The sequence below is a fragment of the Streptomyces sp. NBC_01092 genome (assembly GCF_045039535.1).
In the GTDB taxonomy this organism is placed as follows: Bacteria; Actinomycetota; Actinomycetes; order Streptomycetales; family Streptomycetaceae; genus Streptomyces.
Map to the genome: position 1 here is coordinate 4,361,850 of NZ_CP108659.1, position 16,796 is coordinate 4,378,645.

At 69.8% G+C, this 16,796-nt stretch carries 11 protein-coding genes; 4 read left to right on the forward strand and 7 right to left on the reverse strand.

Annotated features, from left to right (window positions below):
* Window positions 1-94: 94 nt before the first annotated feature.
* Entirely contained in the window at window positions 95-5,026 is a 4,932-nt protein-coding gene (locus OG254_RS19600) for an NAD-glutamate dehydrogenase (protein WP_405583458.1), read from the reverse strand.
* Window positions 5,027-5,809: 783 nt separating this feature from the next.
* Here OG254_RS19600 and OG254_RS19605 point away from each other — a divergent pair.
* On the forward strand, window positions 5,810-6,376 hold the full coding sequence (locus OG254_RS19605; RefSeq protein ID WP_405583460.1) for a DJ-1/PfpI family protein: 567 nt from the start codon (window positions 5,810-5,812) through the stop codon (window positions 6,374-6,376).
* Window positions 6,377-6,525: 149 nt separating this feature from the next.
* On the opposite strand, the gene OG254_RS19610 is transcribed toward OG254_RS19605, so the two are convergent.
* Both OG254_RS19610 and OG254_RS19615 read right to left on the reverse strand, forming a co-directional pair.
* Window positions 6,526-7,191, reverse strand: a complete 666-nt coding sequence (locus tag OG254_RS19610; protein ID WP_351190302.1) for an HAD family hydrolase — start codon at window positions 7,189-7,191, stop codon at window positions 6,526-6,528.
* Between the two features lie 77 nt (window positions 7,192-7,268).
* Entirely contained in the window at window positions 7,269-7,784 is a 516-nt protein-coding gene (locus OG254_RS19615) for a DUF6912 family protein (RefSeq protein ID WP_405583463.1), read from the reverse strand.
* Window positions 7,785-8,111: 327 nt separating this feature from the next.
* Between OG254_RS19615 and OG254_RS19620 the strand changes: the two genes are divergently transcribed.
* Window positions 8,112-8,705: an Rv3235 family protein gene (locus OG254_RS19620; RefSeq protein ID WP_405583465.1), complete on the forward strand. Its 594-nt coding sequence runs from the start codon at window positions 8,112-8,114 to the stop codon at window positions 8,703-8,705.
* A gap of 190 nt (window positions 8,706-8,895) precedes the next feature.
* Here OG254_RS19620 and secA read toward each other — a convergent pair whose 3' ends face one another.
* Window positions 8,896-11,745 (reverse strand): preprotein translocase subunit SecA, encoded by a 2,850-nt coding sequence (secA, locus tag OG254_RS19625; RefSeq protein ID WP_405583467.1) that lies wholly within the window; start codon window positions 11,743-11,745, stop codon window positions 8,896-8,898.
* A 271-nt stretch (window positions 11,746-12,016) separates the two neighbouring features.
* Between secA and OG254_RS19630 the strand changes: the two genes are divergently transcribed.
* Window positions 12,017-12,598, forward strand: coding sequence for a GNAT family N-acetyltransferase (locus OG254_RS19630; protein ID WP_351190310.1), 582 nt, complete (start codon window positions 12,017-12,019; stop codon window positions 12,596-12,598).
* Between the two features lie 87 nt (window positions 12,599-12,685).
* Complete coding sequence (locus OG254_RS19635; protein ID WP_405583470.1) at window positions 12,686-13,885, forward strand: winged helix-turn-helix domain-containing protein; 1,200 nt, start codon at window positions 12,686-12,688, stop codon at window positions 13,883-13,885.
* A 2-nt stretch (window positions 13,886-13,887) separates the two neighbouring features.
* Here the strand turns inward: OG254_RS19635 and OG254_RS19640 are convergent, their stop codons facing one another.
* From OG254_RS19640 to OG254_RS19650, 3 genes are all read right to left on the reverse strand, one after another.
* Window positions 13,888-14,634, reverse strand: a complete 747-nt coding sequence (locus OG254_RS19640) for a response regulator (RefSeq protein WP_405583472.1) — start codon at window positions 14,632-14,634, stop codon at window positions 13,888-13,890.
* A 201-nt stretch (window positions 14,635-14,835) separates the two neighbouring features.
* A complete protein-coding gene (hpf, locus tag OG254_RS19645; protein WP_405595078.1) occupies window positions 14,836-15,528 on the reverse strand; it encodes a ribosome hibernation-promoting factor, HPF/YfiA family in 693 nt (230 codons plus the stop codon).
* 315 nt (window positions 15,529-15,843) lie between these two features.
* Entirely contained in the window at window positions 15,844-16,770 is a 927-nt protein-coding gene (locus OG254_RS19650) for a ComF family protein (protein WP_405583474.1), read from the reverse strand.
* Between the last annotated feature and the right edge of the window lie 26 nt (window positions 16,771-16,796).

A 16,796-nucleotide genomic window follows, 5' to 3' on the forward strand; every position in this document is an offset into this window, starting at 1 on the left:
CGGCCCCAGATCACTTCCCAGAAACGTCAGGGCGCCCCGGACCGTCACGGTCCGGGGCGCCCTGACGCACGTAAGGCTCAGGAACTCATGCGGCTCACGTGTGCGTCCGCAGCAGCGTCCGCATGGTGCGCATCGCCACCGACAGGTTGGCCAGGTCGAAGGCGTCCGACCCGCGGATCTCCTCCAGCGTCGTGCGCGCCCGGCCGAGGATCGCGCCGTTCTTCTTCTCCCACAAGTTGAAGCGCTGCTCGGGCGTCGCGGTGCCGTTGCCGGCCGCCAGGACGTCCGAGGTCAGGGCCGCGTGGGCGGCGTAGAGGTCCTCGCGGATGGAGGCACGGGCCATGGACTGCCAGCGGTCGGCACGCGGCAGCTCGATGATGCGGTCCATGAGCTGGGCGATGTGCAGCCGGTCGGCGAGGTCGTAGTAGACCTCGGCGACATCCATCGGGTCCTTGCCCGTGCGGTCGGCCACCGAGACGATGTCGAGCGTCGGGAAGGCGGACGAGAACCCGGCGACCCGCGTGGCGACTTCGGCGGGGACACCGGCGGCGGTCAGCTCGTCGTAGATCTGCTGGTACCACTCCAGGTCCGCGCCGCGCAGCAGCTTCGGCAGCTGCGACCACACCTGCTCGACGCGGTCGGCGAAGAAGTCGACCGTCTCGGCGAGCTGGAGCGGCTGCTGGCGGTTGTTGAGCAGCCAGCGCGTGCCGCGCTCGACGAGCCGGCGCGAGTGCAGCCGGATCCGGGTCTGCACGTCGGCCTCGACCTTGTTGTCGAGCCCCTCGACCGCGTCCCACACCTCCGCCGAGCGGAAGATCGCGCGGGCCACGGTCTGCGCCCGGACGATCTCCTCCAGCGAGGCACCGGTCTCCTCGCGCAGCCGGTGCAGATACGTCGTACCGCCCGTGTTGACCGTGTCGTTGACCAGCACGGTCGTGGTGATCTCACGGCGCAGCGGGTGGCTGACGAGGTACTCGGGGAACTGCTCGCGCAGCTCGGTCGGGAAGTACGCGTGCAGCAGCGTGCTCAGGTACGGGTCGTCCGGCAGCGTGGTGTGCAGCAGCTCCTCGGCGACCGTGATCTTCGTGTACGCCATCAGCACGGCCGTCTCCGGGCCGGTCAGGCCGTGGCCGGTGCCGAGGCGTTCGCGGATCTGGCGGTCGGTGGGCAGGAACTCCAGCGCCCGGTTCAGGTGCCCCGCCCTGACCATGTGCTTCATGAAGCGCTGCTGGGCGTGGAGCATGGCGCTGGACTGGGCGAGGGCGTTGGCGATCGCCGTGTTCTGGGCGTAGTTGTTGCGCAGGACCAGACGGCCGACCTCGTCGGTCATCTCGGCGAGCAGCTTGTTGCGCTGCTTGACGGTCATGTCGCCCTCGGAGACCAGACCGTTGAGCAGGATCTTGATGTTCACCTCGTGGTCGGAGGTGTCCACGCCCGCGCTGTTGTCGATGGCATCGGTGTTGATCTTGCCGCCCTGCCGCGCGAACTCGATCCGGCCGAGCTGCGTCAGCCCCAGGTTGCCGCCCTCGCCGACGGCCTTGACCCTGAGGTCGGCGCCGTCGACGCGAATGGCGTCGTTGGCCTTGTCGCCGACGTCCGCGTGGGTCTCGGTCGAGGCCTTCACATACGTACCGATGCCGCCGTTCCACAGCAGGTCCACCGGCGCCTTGAGGATGGCCTTCATCAGCTCGGCCGGGGTCATCTTGGCGACCTTGCCCTCGATGCCCAGGGCCTCGCGGATGTGCGCGTTGACCGGGATGGCCTTGGCGCTGCGCGGGAAGACGCCGCCTCCGGCCGAGATCAGCTCGGTGTCGTAGTCCTCCCAGCTGGAGCGGGGCAGCTCGAAGACGCGGCGGCGCTCGGCGTAGGAGGTGGCCGCGTCCGGGGTCGGGTCGATGAAGATGTGCCGGTGGTCGAATGCGGCGACCAGGCGGATGTGCTCGCTGAGCAGCATGCCGTTGCCGAACACGTCACCGGACATGTCGCCGATGCCGACGACCGTGAAGTCCTCGCTCTGCGTGTCCACGCCCAGCTCACGGAAGTGCCGCTTGACGGACTCCCAGGCGCCGCGGGCGGTGATGCCCATGCCCTTGTGGTCGTAGCCGGCCGAGCCGCCGGAGGCGAAGGCGTCACCGAGCCAGAAGTTGTACTGCTCGGCGACCCCGTTGGCGATGTCGGAGAAGGTCGCGGTGCCCTTGTCGGCGGCGACGACGAGGTAGGTGTCGTCCTCGTCGTGCCGTACGACGTCCGCGGGCGGGACGACGTCGCCGGCCACCATGTTGTCGGTGATGTCGAGCAGCGCCGAGATGAAGGTCTTATAGCTCGCCACGCCCTCGGCCAGCCACGCGTCACGATCCACCGACGGGTCCGGCAGCTGCTTGGCGACGAAGCCGCCCTTGGCGCCGACCGGCACGATGACGGTGTTCTTCACCATCTGCGCCTTGACCAGGCCGAGGATCTCGGTACGGAAGTCCTCACGCCGGTCGGACCAGCGCAGGCCGCCTCGCGCGACCTTGCCGAAGCGCAGGTGCACGCCCTCGACGCGCGGCGAGTAGACCCAGATCTCGTACGCCGGGCGCGGCGCGGGCAGGTCGGGGATGGCCTGCGGGTCGAACTTCATGGAGACGTAGTCGTGCGGGTGACCGCCCGCCGCCTCCTGGAAGAAGTTCGTCCGCAGCGTCGCCTTGATCACGGTGAGGAAGGACCGCAGGATCCGGTCCTCGTCGAGGCTCGCCACCTGGTCGAGCGCCGCGTCGACCTCTTCGAGGAGCGCGTCCACGATCTCGTGGCCCGCACGCTGGCGGTCCGGCGACATCCGCGCCTCGAACAGGGAGACGAGCAGGCGGGTGGTGTGGACGTTGTTTCGGAGGGTGTCCTCCATGTAGTCCTGGCTGAAGGTGGAGCCGGCCTGGCGCAGGTACTTCGCGTACGCCCGCAGCACCATCGCCTGCCGCCAGGTGAGCCCGGCGCCCAGCACGAGGGCGTTGAAGCCGTCGTTCTCCGCCTTGCCGGTCCAGGTGGCGGCGAACGCCTCGGAGAACCGTTCACGCGCGTCGTCGCCGAGGTACTCGCCGCCGGCCGTCTGCGCCATACGCAGGCCGAAGTCGTAGATCCAGGCGACGCTGCGGTCGGAGCAGCGCAGCTCGTAGGGCCGCTCGTCGACGACCTCGACGCCGAGCCGGCTGAGGACGGGCAGGACGGCGGACAGGGAGACGGCCGCGCCCTTGCGGTAGATCTTGAACCGGCGCTCGTCGGGGGCGGCGCCGACCGGCTCGTACAGGCTCAGCGAGAAGTCGTTCTCCTCGGTGAGCTGCTCGATGTGCACCAGGTCGGAAACCGCGGAGCGCGGGGAGTGGTCGGCCTTGTAGCCCTCGGGGAAGGCGTTGCCGTAGCGGCGCAGCAGCTCGGCGGCGCGCTCCTCGCCGAGTTCGGCGTTGAGCGCGTCGGCGAAGCCGTCGGCCCAGGAACGCGCGGCCTCGACCAGGCGGGCCTCGATGCGCTCCTTGTCGGCCTCGGACAGCTCCGGCAGCTCGGTGCCCTGCGGGACCCGGACGACGAAGTGCAGCCGGGAGAGGATCGACTCGGTGTTCCAGGCGGTGAAGTCGACGCTGGTGCCGTCGAGCTCCTCCTTCAGGATGTCGATGATCCGCAGGCGCACGCCGGTGGTGTAGCGGTCGCGCGGGAGGTAGACGAGGGCCGAGTAGTAGCGGCCGTACTCGTCCTGGCGCAGGTAGAGCCGCAGCCTGCGGCGTTCCTGGAGGTAGAGGACGGAGGTCGCGATGCGCTGGAGCTCGGGGACCGGGGTCTGGAAGAGCTCGTCGCGCGGGTAGGTCTCCAGGATCTGGAGCAGGTCGCGCCCGTCGTGGCTGTTGGGCGAGAAGCCGGCGACCCGCAGCACGTCGTCGACCTTGCGCCGGACGACGGGCACGCGGCGGACCGACTCGGTGTAAGCGGCGGAGGAGAACAGTCCCAGGAAGCGGCGCTCGCCGACGACCTCGCCGTTCTCGTCGAACTTCTTCACCCCGACGTAGTCGAGGTACGACGGCCGGTGCACGGTCGCCCGGCTGTTGGCCTTGGTGAGGATGAGCAGCTTGTGCTCGCGGGCCTTGGCGCGCGCGTCGGCGGGCAGCCGCTCGAAGGACGGGCTGACGGGGTGGCTGTCGGTCTCGGAGTGCTGCGGGTCGGAGCGCAGGATGCCGAGGCCGGTGCCCGGCACGGCGGCCAGCGAGTCGTCCTCGCGCAGCTCGTACTCGCGGAAGCCGAGGAAGGTGAAGTGGTCGTCGGCCAGCCAGCGCAGCAGCTCGCGGGCCTCCTCGAACTCCTGGTCGCGCAGATCGGAGTGGGGCTCCCGGGGCAGCTCGTCGGCCATGCGCATGGCCAGATCCCGCATCTTGCTCCAGTCCTCGACGGCCTCGCGGACATCGGACAGGACGCGCAGCAGGTCGGCGGTGATCTGCTTCAGGTCGCCGCGGTCGGTCTCGCGGTCGATCTCGACGTGGATCCAGGACTCGGTGTGGGTGTCGTGCGGCAGCTCGCCGGAGGGCGGCGTGCTGAGCACCTCGATGAGCTTGCCGGTGAGGTCGCGGCGGACGAAGACCTGCGGGTGGATGACCACATGGATGCCCCGCCCCTGCCGCGTCAGCTCATTGGTGACGGAGTCGACGAGGAAGGGCATGTCGTCGGTGACGACCTCCACGACGGAGTGGCTGCACGTCCACCCGTTCTCTTCCACGGTGGGCGTGTGCACCCGCACGTTGGCCGTGCCCTGGGGGCGGTTCTCGGCCAGGCGGTAGTGCGAGAAAGCGGCACCGAAGATGTCGACCGGGTCGCGGTCGGTGAGGTCCTCCGGGGCGGTGTGCAGGTAGTAGCGCTGGAGGAACGAGAGCACGGTGTCGTGGTCCGGGGTGCCGGGGCTGCTCTCGTCCGTGGTCCCAGTCGGTAGGTACCCCCCGACCGGGCTGTTCTCAGCTACCCGGGCGGCCCTCTCGAGCAGCTCGGCCTTGGCTTCGTCCAGCTTGGTCTGCATTGTCCTCTGGCTCCTGTCGCGCGCCGTTGCGTGACGTTGAAGGAAGTACGGTCTCTTCCCCTCCGGTGTAACGCCGCGACGCGGGGTGTCCGGTCTGCTTCGACGCTATGCCGCGAGGTGAGATATGCGGGGGCATATGAGCCAATCTTGAGCTGCCCCGGGGGTGTGACGCTGCTCTCTGCGACGCCTGCGCCCGAGGTGTACATGGCTGCTTCCAGGGAGCCCTTCCGGCTCCCTCCCGCCCGCGAGGACCAGCGACCGCCGCCCGGTCACGGATGTCGTCCGTGCTCTCCGGGCGCAGGGCAGGGGCAACAATGCCCCCGCGAGCTATCGCGCTGATCACGCCACTAAGGCTATCGCTCCTTACAGGGCCCCCGTCATGAGCCGTATGTGTACAAAACCAGGGGGAGAACTTTGACGTTCTGCACAGGGTCAAACGGTGCGGGGAGGGCGTAACTGGCGGGGTCGGACAGCAAGGGGGAGCCTGAGATGTACGGCGGAGGCGGCGGCCGCGACCGGGAACGGTCCGGAATCACGCCACCCCATGGCAGCCCGTGTCCGAAAACAGCCGTGGGTCGAAGCCTGCCCGGGCGGCGAGCCGCGCTATGTGCCCACGAGCCGCGCTAAGTGCCCACGGCAGGGGCGTTCCCGACGGCACCCCGAACCGCACGCCCCCTTGGCAATCCCCCCGCCCGGAGGCACGTTGCCCAAGAGGCCGGTCCGACGGAGCCGCCGACCACGGCCGCGAAGCAGACCACGGCCGAGCAGAGGAGCGCACCCGACATGACAGCGAAGATCCTCATCGTCACCGGCGACGCAGCGGAGTCCCTGGAGGTCCTCTACCCCTACCAGCGCCTCCGCGAGGAGGGCTACGACGTCCACATCGCGGCCCCCACCCGCAAGAAGCTCCAGTTCGTCGTGCACGACTTCGAGCCGGGCTTCGACACCTACACCGAGAAACCCGGCTACACCTGGCCCGCCGACCTCGCCTTCTCCGAGGTCGACCCCGGCGACTACGTGGCCGTCGTCATCCCCGGCGGCCGGGCCCCCGAGTACCTCCGCAACGACCCCGAGCTCCGCAAGATCCTCAAGTCGTTCTTCGACTCCGACAAGCCGGTCGCGCAGATCTGCCACGGTCCCCTGCTCACCGCGGCGATCGACAGCCTCCGCGGCCGCCGCGTCACGGCGTACCCGGCCCTGGAGCTGGACATGCAGGCCGCCGGCGCCACCTTCCAGGACGCCGAGGCGGTCGTCGACGGCACCCTGGTCTCCGCACGCGCCTGGCCGGACCACTCCGGCTGGATGCGCGAGTTCCTGACCGTCCTGCGCTCGAAGGCACCGGTGAGCTGAGGACGGGGTCTCGCGGCGCGCGGGGCGCCGGGGACCGCGCGGGGCGACGAGGAACCGCAGGGCGCGGCGCTGGTACCGCCTCCGGGGCGTCGCGCACCCGCCGTGCCATGCCGCGCCACTGCGCGCTCACACAGCGAGCGGCCCCACGCTCACGCGGCCAGCCGCTCGGCCTCCGCGACGGCCTCCCTCAGTGTGTCCACCACCGGGACCCCGACCTCCTCCAGGCTCGCCCGGCTGTGCGACCCGCCGGTGTAGAGCACGGCCCGCGCCCCCACGTGCAGCGCCGCCACACCATCGTCGGCGGCGTCCCCGATCACCACCGTGCGAGCGGGATCCACGCTCGCGAGCGCCTTGATGTGCCGCACCATGTGCTCGGCCTTGCTGCCCCCGGACGGCCCGGTCCGGCCGTCGACCCGTATGAAGTGCTCCTCGATCCCGAACCCCCGCACGAGCGGGACGAGTTCGTCATGCCCGTACATGCTGAGGATCGACTGGCTGCGCCCCGCCGAGCGCCACCCCACGAGCAGGTCCGCGACGCCCTCGGTGAGCCCGCACCTCACCCGGTGCTCGTCGTAGTACCGGTGGAAGGTCTCGTCCATGACCAGCCACTCGGCATCGGTCGGCAGCCGCCCGAGCAACCGCTCGTAGAACTTCGGCACCGGCACGCAGTACAGCGTCCGGTACTGCTCCATCGTGATCGGCTCCAGCCCCAGCTCGGCGAACGCCGCGTTCGTCGCCCCGATGATCGCGTCATTGTCGTGGAACAGCGTCCCGTTCCAGTCCCAGACAATGTGCGCGTCTACGTGCTTCCCCATGTCCAAAACCGTACCCGCCACCACTGACAATCAAGAGAACAGCAGGTCAACGGGCCACCAGGACGCCGAGAGCCGACTCAGTCCCCCAGCCCGACCAGGTTCGGGATCTCCTGGGTCGCGTACCACAGCAGCTCATGGTCCTCGGCCCCGTCCACGACGAACTGCGCGTCGTCGTCCCCGCCGTCCGCCGCCTCCAGCACCCCGGCGGCCGCCGTCACGTCCGCCTCGGCGTCGCCTGCGTCGACGTGCACAGCCGCCGCCTTGGCGAGCGCCACGCCCGCGGCGATCCGCACCTCGCCCAGCGCCGCGGGGTCCAGCCCCCGGTCGGGGTCCGCGACGGCCGCCCCGTCGGGCACGTCGACGGCGACCACGACCCGGCGCCGCGGCGCCCCCGCGTCCGCCGCGAGCAGCCGCAGCGAGGCGAGCGCGGCCCGGTTCAGCGCCGCGTACTCCAACTCCTCGATGTCGTCGGAGAGATACCACTCGCGCAATGCGGGCGTGACGGCGTAGGCGACGAGCGGTCCGGTCCCCAGCTCTCCCGTCTTGTACGCCTCGGCGAGACCGGGGAGCGTCAGGGGGACGTAGGCGCGCATGGCTGACCGCTTTCGTGTTCGTAGGCTCCGCGAGCACCCGGAGAGGGCGATCCCGCGCCTCCCGGAGGGCCTTCAGGATACGTGCGCGTGTCCCCTTTCGAGTCCCCGCCGCCACCCTCCGCGGCGTCCACTCCGGTCCGGAAACTCACCCGGGGCGCCCTTGCCACTACTGGCTTCCGCGCCCGTTCATCACCCGGATAAGTGAAGATTCCTGCCGCCCTGAGCGGGGCCCCGCTTTCTTGCCGTCGGCCCCCTCGGCCCCGTACAAGATCACCAGCCAACGAAGTTACCGCCCGGTATTTCCCGGGCCCGTCGAACGGGGACTCCATGCACAAGGTCATGACCAGGACGCAGCACCGCCCCGGCACCCGCCCACCGACCCGCCGCGACACCCGCCGCCCCGCGGGCTCCCCGCCACGTACGCCGAGCGGCGGCATGCCCCGTACGGCGTCCCCCGGAGGCCGCCCACCCGGTTCCCCGGGCACGACGGGCCTGCGCGCCCGCACCAGGCCCACGGACACCCGCCCACCGACCGCGCCGACGTCAGCTCCGGCTCCCGACACGTTGCACACCGTCCCCCAGCCCCGCCCCACCGACGTCTTCGCCGACCGTCTGCTCCTGGTCCTGAGCGGCCAGCGCCCCGTCCACTCGATGCTCCGCCACACCGCCGGCCGCGCCTACGACGAACTCGCCTGGCTCGCCGAACGCGGCCCCCTGCGCACCCGCGGCGCCCGCCCCGTCGTTCGCGACATCGGCTACTTCGAGCCCCGCGAGGGCGCCATCGAGGCCTTCGCCCGCATCGGCGCCGGCGACCAACTGCGCGCCATGGCCTTCCGACTGGAGCAGGGCGGAGACCTCCGCTGGCGCTGCACAGCGGTGGAACTGGGCGGCCAACGCAGGCCGGGCGCAACCGACGCCTGACGGCCGCTGTAGGCCGCCGGAGGGGACGCGGGAGGGCGCGGGACGGCGGCCATCGGAGGGCGGCGCCGGAGGGCGCGCACAGGCGAAGGGCCGGGCTCCCAGAGGAGACCCGGCCCTTTCAGCCGCTGTGCCGACGCCGCACTCACCGTCGCCGTCTTCTCAACGGCGGCGCTGCGGCGTCCCGCCCGCGCTACTTCTTGCGGCGACGCCCGCCCCGCGACTGCTTGCGCCGCTCCGCGCGCGTGAGGCCGTCGGCCTCGGAGCGCACCGGCTCGTCGCCGTTGTCGAAGTCGCCCTCGACGATGTCACCCTCGCCGTCCACCTTGGGCGCGGTGTAGTGCAGCCGGTCCGGACGGCGCGGGGCCTCCAGGCCCTTGGCGCGGATCTCGGGACGCGCGCCCGCCTGCGCCGGCACCGCGTCCTTCTTCTCCAGGTCGGCCACCGGCTTGGTGTCCTCGACCGGGACCTCCTCGACCTGCTGCTCGACCTGGACCTCCAGGTTGAACAGGTAGCCGACGGACTCCTCCTTGATGCCCTCCATCATGGCGGTGAACATGTCGAAGCCCTCGCGCTGGTACTCGACCAGCGGGTCCTTCTGCGCCATCGCGCGCAGGCCGATGCCTTCCTGGAGGTAGTCCATCTCGTAGAGGTGCTCGCGCCACTTGCGGTCCAGGACCGACAGCACGACGCGGCGCTCCAGCTCACGCATGATCTCGGAGCCGAGCTGCGCCTCGCGCTGCGCGTACTGCTCGCTGACGTCGTCCTTGATGGACTCCGCGATGAACTCGGCGGTGAGACCGGCCCGGTCGCCGGCCGCCTCCTCCAGCTCCTCGATGGTGACCTTCACCGGGTAGAGCTGCTTGAAGGCGCCCCACAACCGGTCCAGATCCCACTCCTCGGCGAAGCCCTCGGCGGTCTCCGCGCTGATGTAGGCGTCGATCGTGTCGTTCGTGAAGTGCTGCACCTGCTCGTGCAGGTCCTCGCCCTCCAGGACGCGGCGCCGCTCGCCGTAGATGACCTCGCGCTGGCGGTTGAGGACCTCGTCGTACTTCAGGACGTTCTTACGGGTCTCGAAGTTCTGCTGCTCGACCTGCGACTGGGCGGACGCGATCGCGCGCGTGACCATCTTGTTCTCGATCGGCACGTCGTCCGGGACGTTCGCCATCGACATCACGCGCTCGACCATCTGGGCCTTGAACAGGCGCATCAGGTCGTCGCCGAGGGACAGGTAGAAGCGGGACTCGCCCGGGTCGCCCTGACGGCCGGAACGACCGCGCAGCTGGTTGTCGATACGACGCGACTCGTGCCGCTCGGTGCCGAGGACATAGAGGCCGCCGAGGTCCTTGACCTCCTCGAACTCCGCCTTGACCGCCTGCTCGGCCCGCTCCAGGGCGGCCGGCAGGTACTGGGCCCACTCCTCGATGTGCTCCTCGGGGTCGAGGCCCTGCTGACGCAGCTCCGCCTCGGCGAGGTCCTCGGGGTTGCCGCCGAGCTTGATGTCCGTACCGCGGCCGGCCATGTTCGTGGCGACGGTGACGGCGCCCTTGCGGCCGGCCTGGGCGACGATGATCGCCTCACGGTCGTGCTGCTTGGCGTTCAGCACCTCGTGCTGGACGCCGCGCTTGGACAGTTGCTGCGACAGGTACTCGGACTTCTCGACCGACGTCGTACCGACGAGGATCGGCTGGCCCTTCTCGTGCTTCTCGACGATGTCGTCGACGACCGCCTCGAACTTCGCGACCTCGGTGCGGTAGATCAGGTCCGACTGGTCCTTGCGGACCATCGGCCGGTTCGTCGGGATCGGGACCACGCCGAGCTTGTAGATCTGGTGGAACTCGGCGGCCTCGGTCATCGCCGTACCGGTCATGCCGCACAGACCGGGCTGTTCCTTGTCGTTGTGGTCGCGGCGCTTGTAGAGGCGGAAGAAGTTCTGCAGGGTGATCGTGGCGAGGGTCTGGTTCTCGTCCTTGATGTCCACCCCTTCCTTCGCCTCGATCGCCTGGTGCATGCCCTCGTTGTAGCGGCGGCCGGCGAGGATACGGCCGGTGTGCTCGTCGACGATCATGACCTCGCCGTCGATGACGACGTAGTCCTTGTCGTTCTTGAAGAGCTCCTTCGCCTTGATGGCGTTGTTCAGGTAGCCCACCAGAGGCGTGTTCACCGACTCGTAGAGGTTGTCGATGCCCAGCCAGTCCTCGACCTTGGCGACACCGGACTCGTGGATGGCGACCGTGCGCTTCTTCTCGTCGACGTCGTAGTCGCCGGTCTCCTCGAGGCCCTTGAGCGGGTTGCCGGCCTCGCCCTTCTTCAGGCGGGTGACCAGCTTGGCGAAGTCGCCGTACCACTTGGTGGCCTGGTCGGCGGGGCCGGAGATGATCAGCGGCGTACGGGCCTCGTCGACGAGGATGGAGTCGACCTCGTCGACGATGGCGAAGTTGTGGCCGCGCTGGACGAGTTCGTCCTTGGACCACGCCATGTTGTCGCGCAGGTAGTCGAAGCCGAACTCGTTGTTCGTGCCGTAGGTGATGTCGCACGCGTACTGCTCGCGGCGCTGGGCCGGTGTCATGTTGGCGAGGATGCAGCCGACGTTGAGGCCCAGGAACTTGTGAACGCGGCCCATCATCTCGGAGTCGCGCTCGGCCAGATAGTCGTTGACCGTGATCAGGTGGACGCCCTTGCCCGACAGCGCGTTCAGATACGCGGGCAGCGTGCCGACGAGCGTCTTTCCCTCACCGGTCTTCATCTCGGCCACGTAGCCGAGGTGGAGGGCCGCGCCGCCCATGATCTGGACGTCGTAGTGACGCTGTCCGAGTACGCGCTTGGCGGCCTCTCGGACGGTGGCGAAGGCCTCGGGCAGCAGGTCGTCCAGGCTCTCACCATCGGCATAGCGCTGCTTGTACTCATCGGTGAGAGCCCGCAGCTCGGCGTCGGAGAGGTCGACGAAGTCCTCTTCGATGGAGTTGACCTGGTCCGCGATGCGGTGCAGCTTGCGCAGGATCTTGCCTTCGCCTGCACGCATGATCTTCGAGAGGACGGACACGGGGGTTGGTCTCCTTGCCGGTCGGGCCTGGGACGGTCGGTTTCCATTTGACTTGGCTGAGCAACGGCCATCGTATGCGAGGACCCCGCCGCGCCGGGAGCCTGCCGGGGGTGACGAGCGTCCGCTGCTTCAAATCTCCGTCAAAGGGGACAACGGACGGGGGTCGTGGATGGTGCCGCGTTCCACCCATGAATTGTGCGAAATGCGATCGCGTGCTCACCCACCGCATATGCGTTGGCGCTTGCGACGAACCCGCGAGGAGAATCGGCCGATGGAACCCGTCACGCTCACCACCGACCGCCTGCTGATGCGCGCGGTAGGGCCGAAGGACACCGCCGCGGTGTACGAGGCCGCGCAGGATCCCGACATCCAGCGCTGGACCACGATCCCCTCGCCCTATTTGCGCGAGCACGCCCACAGCTTCACGGAAGAACTCGTCCCCGAGGGCTGGAAGAACGGCTCGATGTTCACCTGGGGCCTCTTCCTCCCCGAAGGGGAGGACCTGGTGGGCATGCTCGGCCTCACGATGCGTTCCATGAGCGAGGCCGAGATCGGCTTCTGGGGCACGAAGGAGCACCGCGGCCGCGGCTATGTCACCGAGGCCGTCCTGGCCGCGGCGCGCTGGGCCTTCGTCCAGCTGTCGATCGACCGCGTGGAATGGCGCGCGGAGGTGGGCAACAGGCCCTCCCGCGCGGTGGCCGAACGGGCCGGCTTCACCCTGGAGGGCACCCTCCGCTCCGCCATCGTCCAGGAAGGCGTACGCCGGGACTGCTGGGTCGGCTCCCTGCTGCCGTCGGACCTGGCGCTGCCGTCGACGGCCCCTTATCTGCCGCCGCGGAACCAGCCGGCCTAGCCGCTCCCGCCCGGGCCGCAAACGGCTCCCGCATGCAAATCCCCAGCTCACCCCGCGTTGTCAGTCCCAGCATCTAGGGTGCCGAGCATGACCACCCTGCGCCCCATCACCGACCTCTCGGCCGACGAGGCCCGCCGCATCGCGCTGCGCGCTCAGGGCTTCCTGGGTGCCCTCGACCGCAGGTCGGGCGTCCGCGGCATCCTCCGTCATCTCGGCGCGGTGCAGCTCGACACCATCTCGGTCCTGGCCCGCTCCCACGAGCTCATCCCGTACGCCCGCCTGGGCGCGGTGGGCCGCAAGACGGTCGAGAGGGCGTACTGGACCACTGCATCCGCCGGCGCGCCTCCAGCCCCACCTCACGCCTTCGAGTACTGGTCCCACGCGGCCTGCATCCTCCCCGTCGAGGAGTGGCCCCACTTCGCGTTCCGCCGCCGCGCCTACCGCAACCGGCCGCAGTGGAACCACGACCTCCCCGACGGCACCTACGACCAGGTGATCAAGCAGCTGCGCGCCGAGGGCCCCCTCACCGCGACGGAGCTGGGCGGGGCGAAGCGGACCAGCGAGTGGTGGGACTGGTCGGGCGCGAAGGTCGCCGTCGAGCGCGCCCTGATGTACGGCGAGGTGGTCTGCGTCGAGCGCCGCGGCTGGAAGCGCGTCTACGACCTCGCCGAGCGCGCCATCCCGCAGGCACTGCTGCACGACGAGCTCGACGACACCGAGTGCCTGCGCCGCCTGGTCCGCCTGGCAGGCCAGTCCCTCGGCGTCGGCACGCGTGCGGACATCGCCGACTACCACCGCCTCAAGGGCGAGCAGGTCGACGCGGTGATCGCCGACTCGGGTCTGGTCCCGGTCACGGTCGAGGGCTGGGGCAAGCCGGCCTGGGCCGACCCGGCGGCCCTGGAGACACCTCCGCGCGGCCGCCACCGGACGACGCTGCTGTCCCCGTTCGACTCCCTGATCTGGGAGCGGGCGCGCACGGAGCGGATCTTCGGCTTCACACACCGCCTGGAGGCGTACGTACCGAAGCAGAAGCGGGTCTACGGCTACTTCGCGATGCCGGTCCTGGCCGGCGGCCGTCTCGTCGGCCGTGTGGACCCGGCCCGCGAGGGCAGCACCCTGGTCGCCAAGCAGGCCACTCTGGACGGCCCGAAGGCGGTCCCGGCGGTGGCCCAGGCCCTGGTCGAGGCGGCGAGCTGGGTGGACTGCACGGACGTACGGGTGGAGCGGGTCGACGCACCCGACCTGCGCGAGCCGCTCGCCAAGGAGCTGGCCCGCCTGGTGGGCTGATCTCAGCGGATCTCGAGGATCTTCTCCCGCATCGCGTACACCACGGCCTCCATCCTGGAGTGCAGCTGCAGCTTCTCCAGGATGTTGCGCACGTGGTTCTTCACGGTGTTCTCGGAGATGAACAACTCCTTGGCGATATCGCGGTTGTTCATCCCGGTCGCGACGAGCTTGAGGACCTCCAGCTCGCGGTCCGTCAGCCGCGGCGCGGGCACGAGCCGGCGCTCGTCCGTCCGCTGGATCATCGACTTGAACTCGGTGAGCAGCTTCGACGCCATGGACGGGCTGATCTGCGACTGCCCGTCGGCCACCGCGCGAATGGCCGTGGCCACCTCGTCCGTGGAGATCTCCTTGAGGAGATAGCCGGTGGCGCCTGCCTTGATCGCGTCGTAGAGGTCGGCCTCCTCGTCGCTGATCGTCAGCATGATGATCTTCGCGCTGGGGGCCACCTCCTTGATGGAGGTGCAGGCCTCGATCCCGCCCCGCTTGGGCATCCGCACGTCCATCAGGATGATGTCCGGCAGCAGGTCGGCGGCCTTGTCGACGGCTTCCGCACCGTCTCCCGCCTCCCCGACGACCTGGATGTCCTCCTCGGCCGCGAGCACGATCTCCAGTCCACGGCGGAACAGGGCGTGGTCGTCGACGACGAGGACTCTGATCGGCTCCTTGCGTGGCGAGCCCGTGTCCTGGCCCATGCCGACGACATCGCCGTCGGCATCCTCGTCCCGCATCGGTCCGAAGCTGTCCGCCATCGTTCCTCCCCCTGAAGGCTGCGGCTGGTCGCGTGCCATCGCCAACCCAAGGCAGCGGCCCAACGGTTGGACCGGTACGGCCATGATTTCATGCCCGACCGGCACTGCGGTGACGTGCGGGGCGCGAAGTGGTCGCACACCGGTGCCCCTGGGGGCGCACACGCGCTCCAGGGGCACCGGCTCAGCTGTCAGCCGGGTGGGTCAGCCGCCCAGCGTGCCACCAGCCGCGGGCGATTGCCCCTGGGTGACCATCGGATCCGTGTTGAGGTGGATGACCCCGTAGTCATAGGCGTGCCGCCGGTAGACGACACTCGGTTCCTTCGTCTCGGAGTCGACGAAGAGATAGAAGTCGTGTCCGACCAGTTCCATCTCGTAGAGGGCCTGGTCGAGGGTCATCGGGGAGGCGACGTGCGTCTTCTCGCGTACGACGAGGGGCCCTTCGCCCTTCACTTCCAGCGAGCCGATCTTCTTGGTGGGAACGCCGTCCGGCTCGTCTTCCTGGAAGGTGTGGCCGTTGCCGTTGAGCGTCGCCGCGCCCGGAACGTGGTCGGGGACCTCGGCCGCCGTGAGTCGGCGTGCGCCTCGGCGCGAGTAACGCTTGTCGTGCTGCTTGCGAAGCCGGGCATCCAGCTTCTCGGCCGCCAGATCGAGTGCCGCGTACGGGTCGCTGGCCGCTGCCTCCGCCCGGATCACCGGACCGCGGGAGCGGAGCGTGATCTCCACTCGATCGCTGCGGTCGGCCTGTCGCGGGTTGGGCTCCTTGGACACCTCGACGTCGAGGCTGATCACCTTGGCATCGAGCCGCTGGATCTTCTCCAGCTTCAGCTTCTCGGCCACGTGCTTGCGGAACCGCTCGGGCACCTCGGTCTTGCGGCCTTTGACGACGATGTCCACGCAGAACTCCGTTCCCGGATCGCTCCGCTCCATCGGCGGAGCATCTCCCTTTTGCACCAGGTTCCGGGGAACCCCGGAACCTCGGACTCGGTGACTTCCACCTCCTCCTCCCCCATGGGCAAGATCTCCACCCCATGGCCGCGGTCGATTGCGCAAAACCCGCGGCACGGCATTCGGATATGACGGGGATGGCCTGCGCCTTTCCCTCACAACCGAACATATCTCGCCTGGACGGATGTCGTCACCCTCTACTGCGGCGTACCTCCGTTCAGGTGAATTGACCCTCTCGTTACCTGCAACGATGCAAGTTCTCAGTCAGTTCCGGTTTATTTCGAAGGAATCCGGAGGCGCGGCGACCACGGCCGCGCAGATCAGGTCATCAGGGCGTCCGGCGGCCATGATTCCCGGCACCCCACGCGTCCGCCGCACAGCGCCCTCCGTCGATCCGGCCTTCCGTTCCCCTGTGCTTTCCCGACTTCCCGCTCGATACACAACGGTTGCCCTGTCACCACACCCACCGGGCGCCTCGGTCCCCCATCCATACGCGTCCACCTCCTCCGCCGTTGCACCGTCCGGATCGCCAGGGCCCTCCTCCTCGGCCAGAGCGGCCCGCACGGCGCGCGCCGCCTCCGCCAGGGACGCACCCGTCGTCATGAGGTCGTCGACGAGCACGACCGCACCACCACCGGCGAGCAACCGGCCCCCGCCGGAAGCGACCGTCAGCGCGCCCGCGAGATTGTCCAGCCGCTGCCGGGAGTTGAGCCCCGACTGGTCCGCCACCGCACGCCCCTGCCGCAGCACGGCGAGCACCCGGGCCGGCGTCCCGGCCCGCCGCAGCTCACCCGCCGCCGCGAGCGCGATCCGTCGCGCCGGATCATGGCCCCGGGCCCGCACCGCACCCCGCGCGGACGGAACAGGCACGAGCAGCATGGGCGCACCCGCCTCCCCGGACGCCCGCCCCGCCCGCACGGCCCCGGCCAGGGCCGTCCCGAGCGGCGCCGCGAGTGCCAGCGCGCCGCGTTCCTTGTGGGCCAGCAGCATGGCCCGTACCTCGTCCGCGTACCGGGCCGCCGCGTGCACAACCGGCAGCCCGCACGGCTCCGGCACCGGTCGCACCCGGCTCGGTGCGGTCCCGCTCAGGACGGCACGGCACTTCGGACAGAGCACCGTGCGAGGCCTCCCACAGCCTCCGCACTCGGCCGGCAGCACCAGATCGGTGAGGTCCTGCCACCACCCCCGCATGCCCACCACTGTGCCAACGCCGGAGC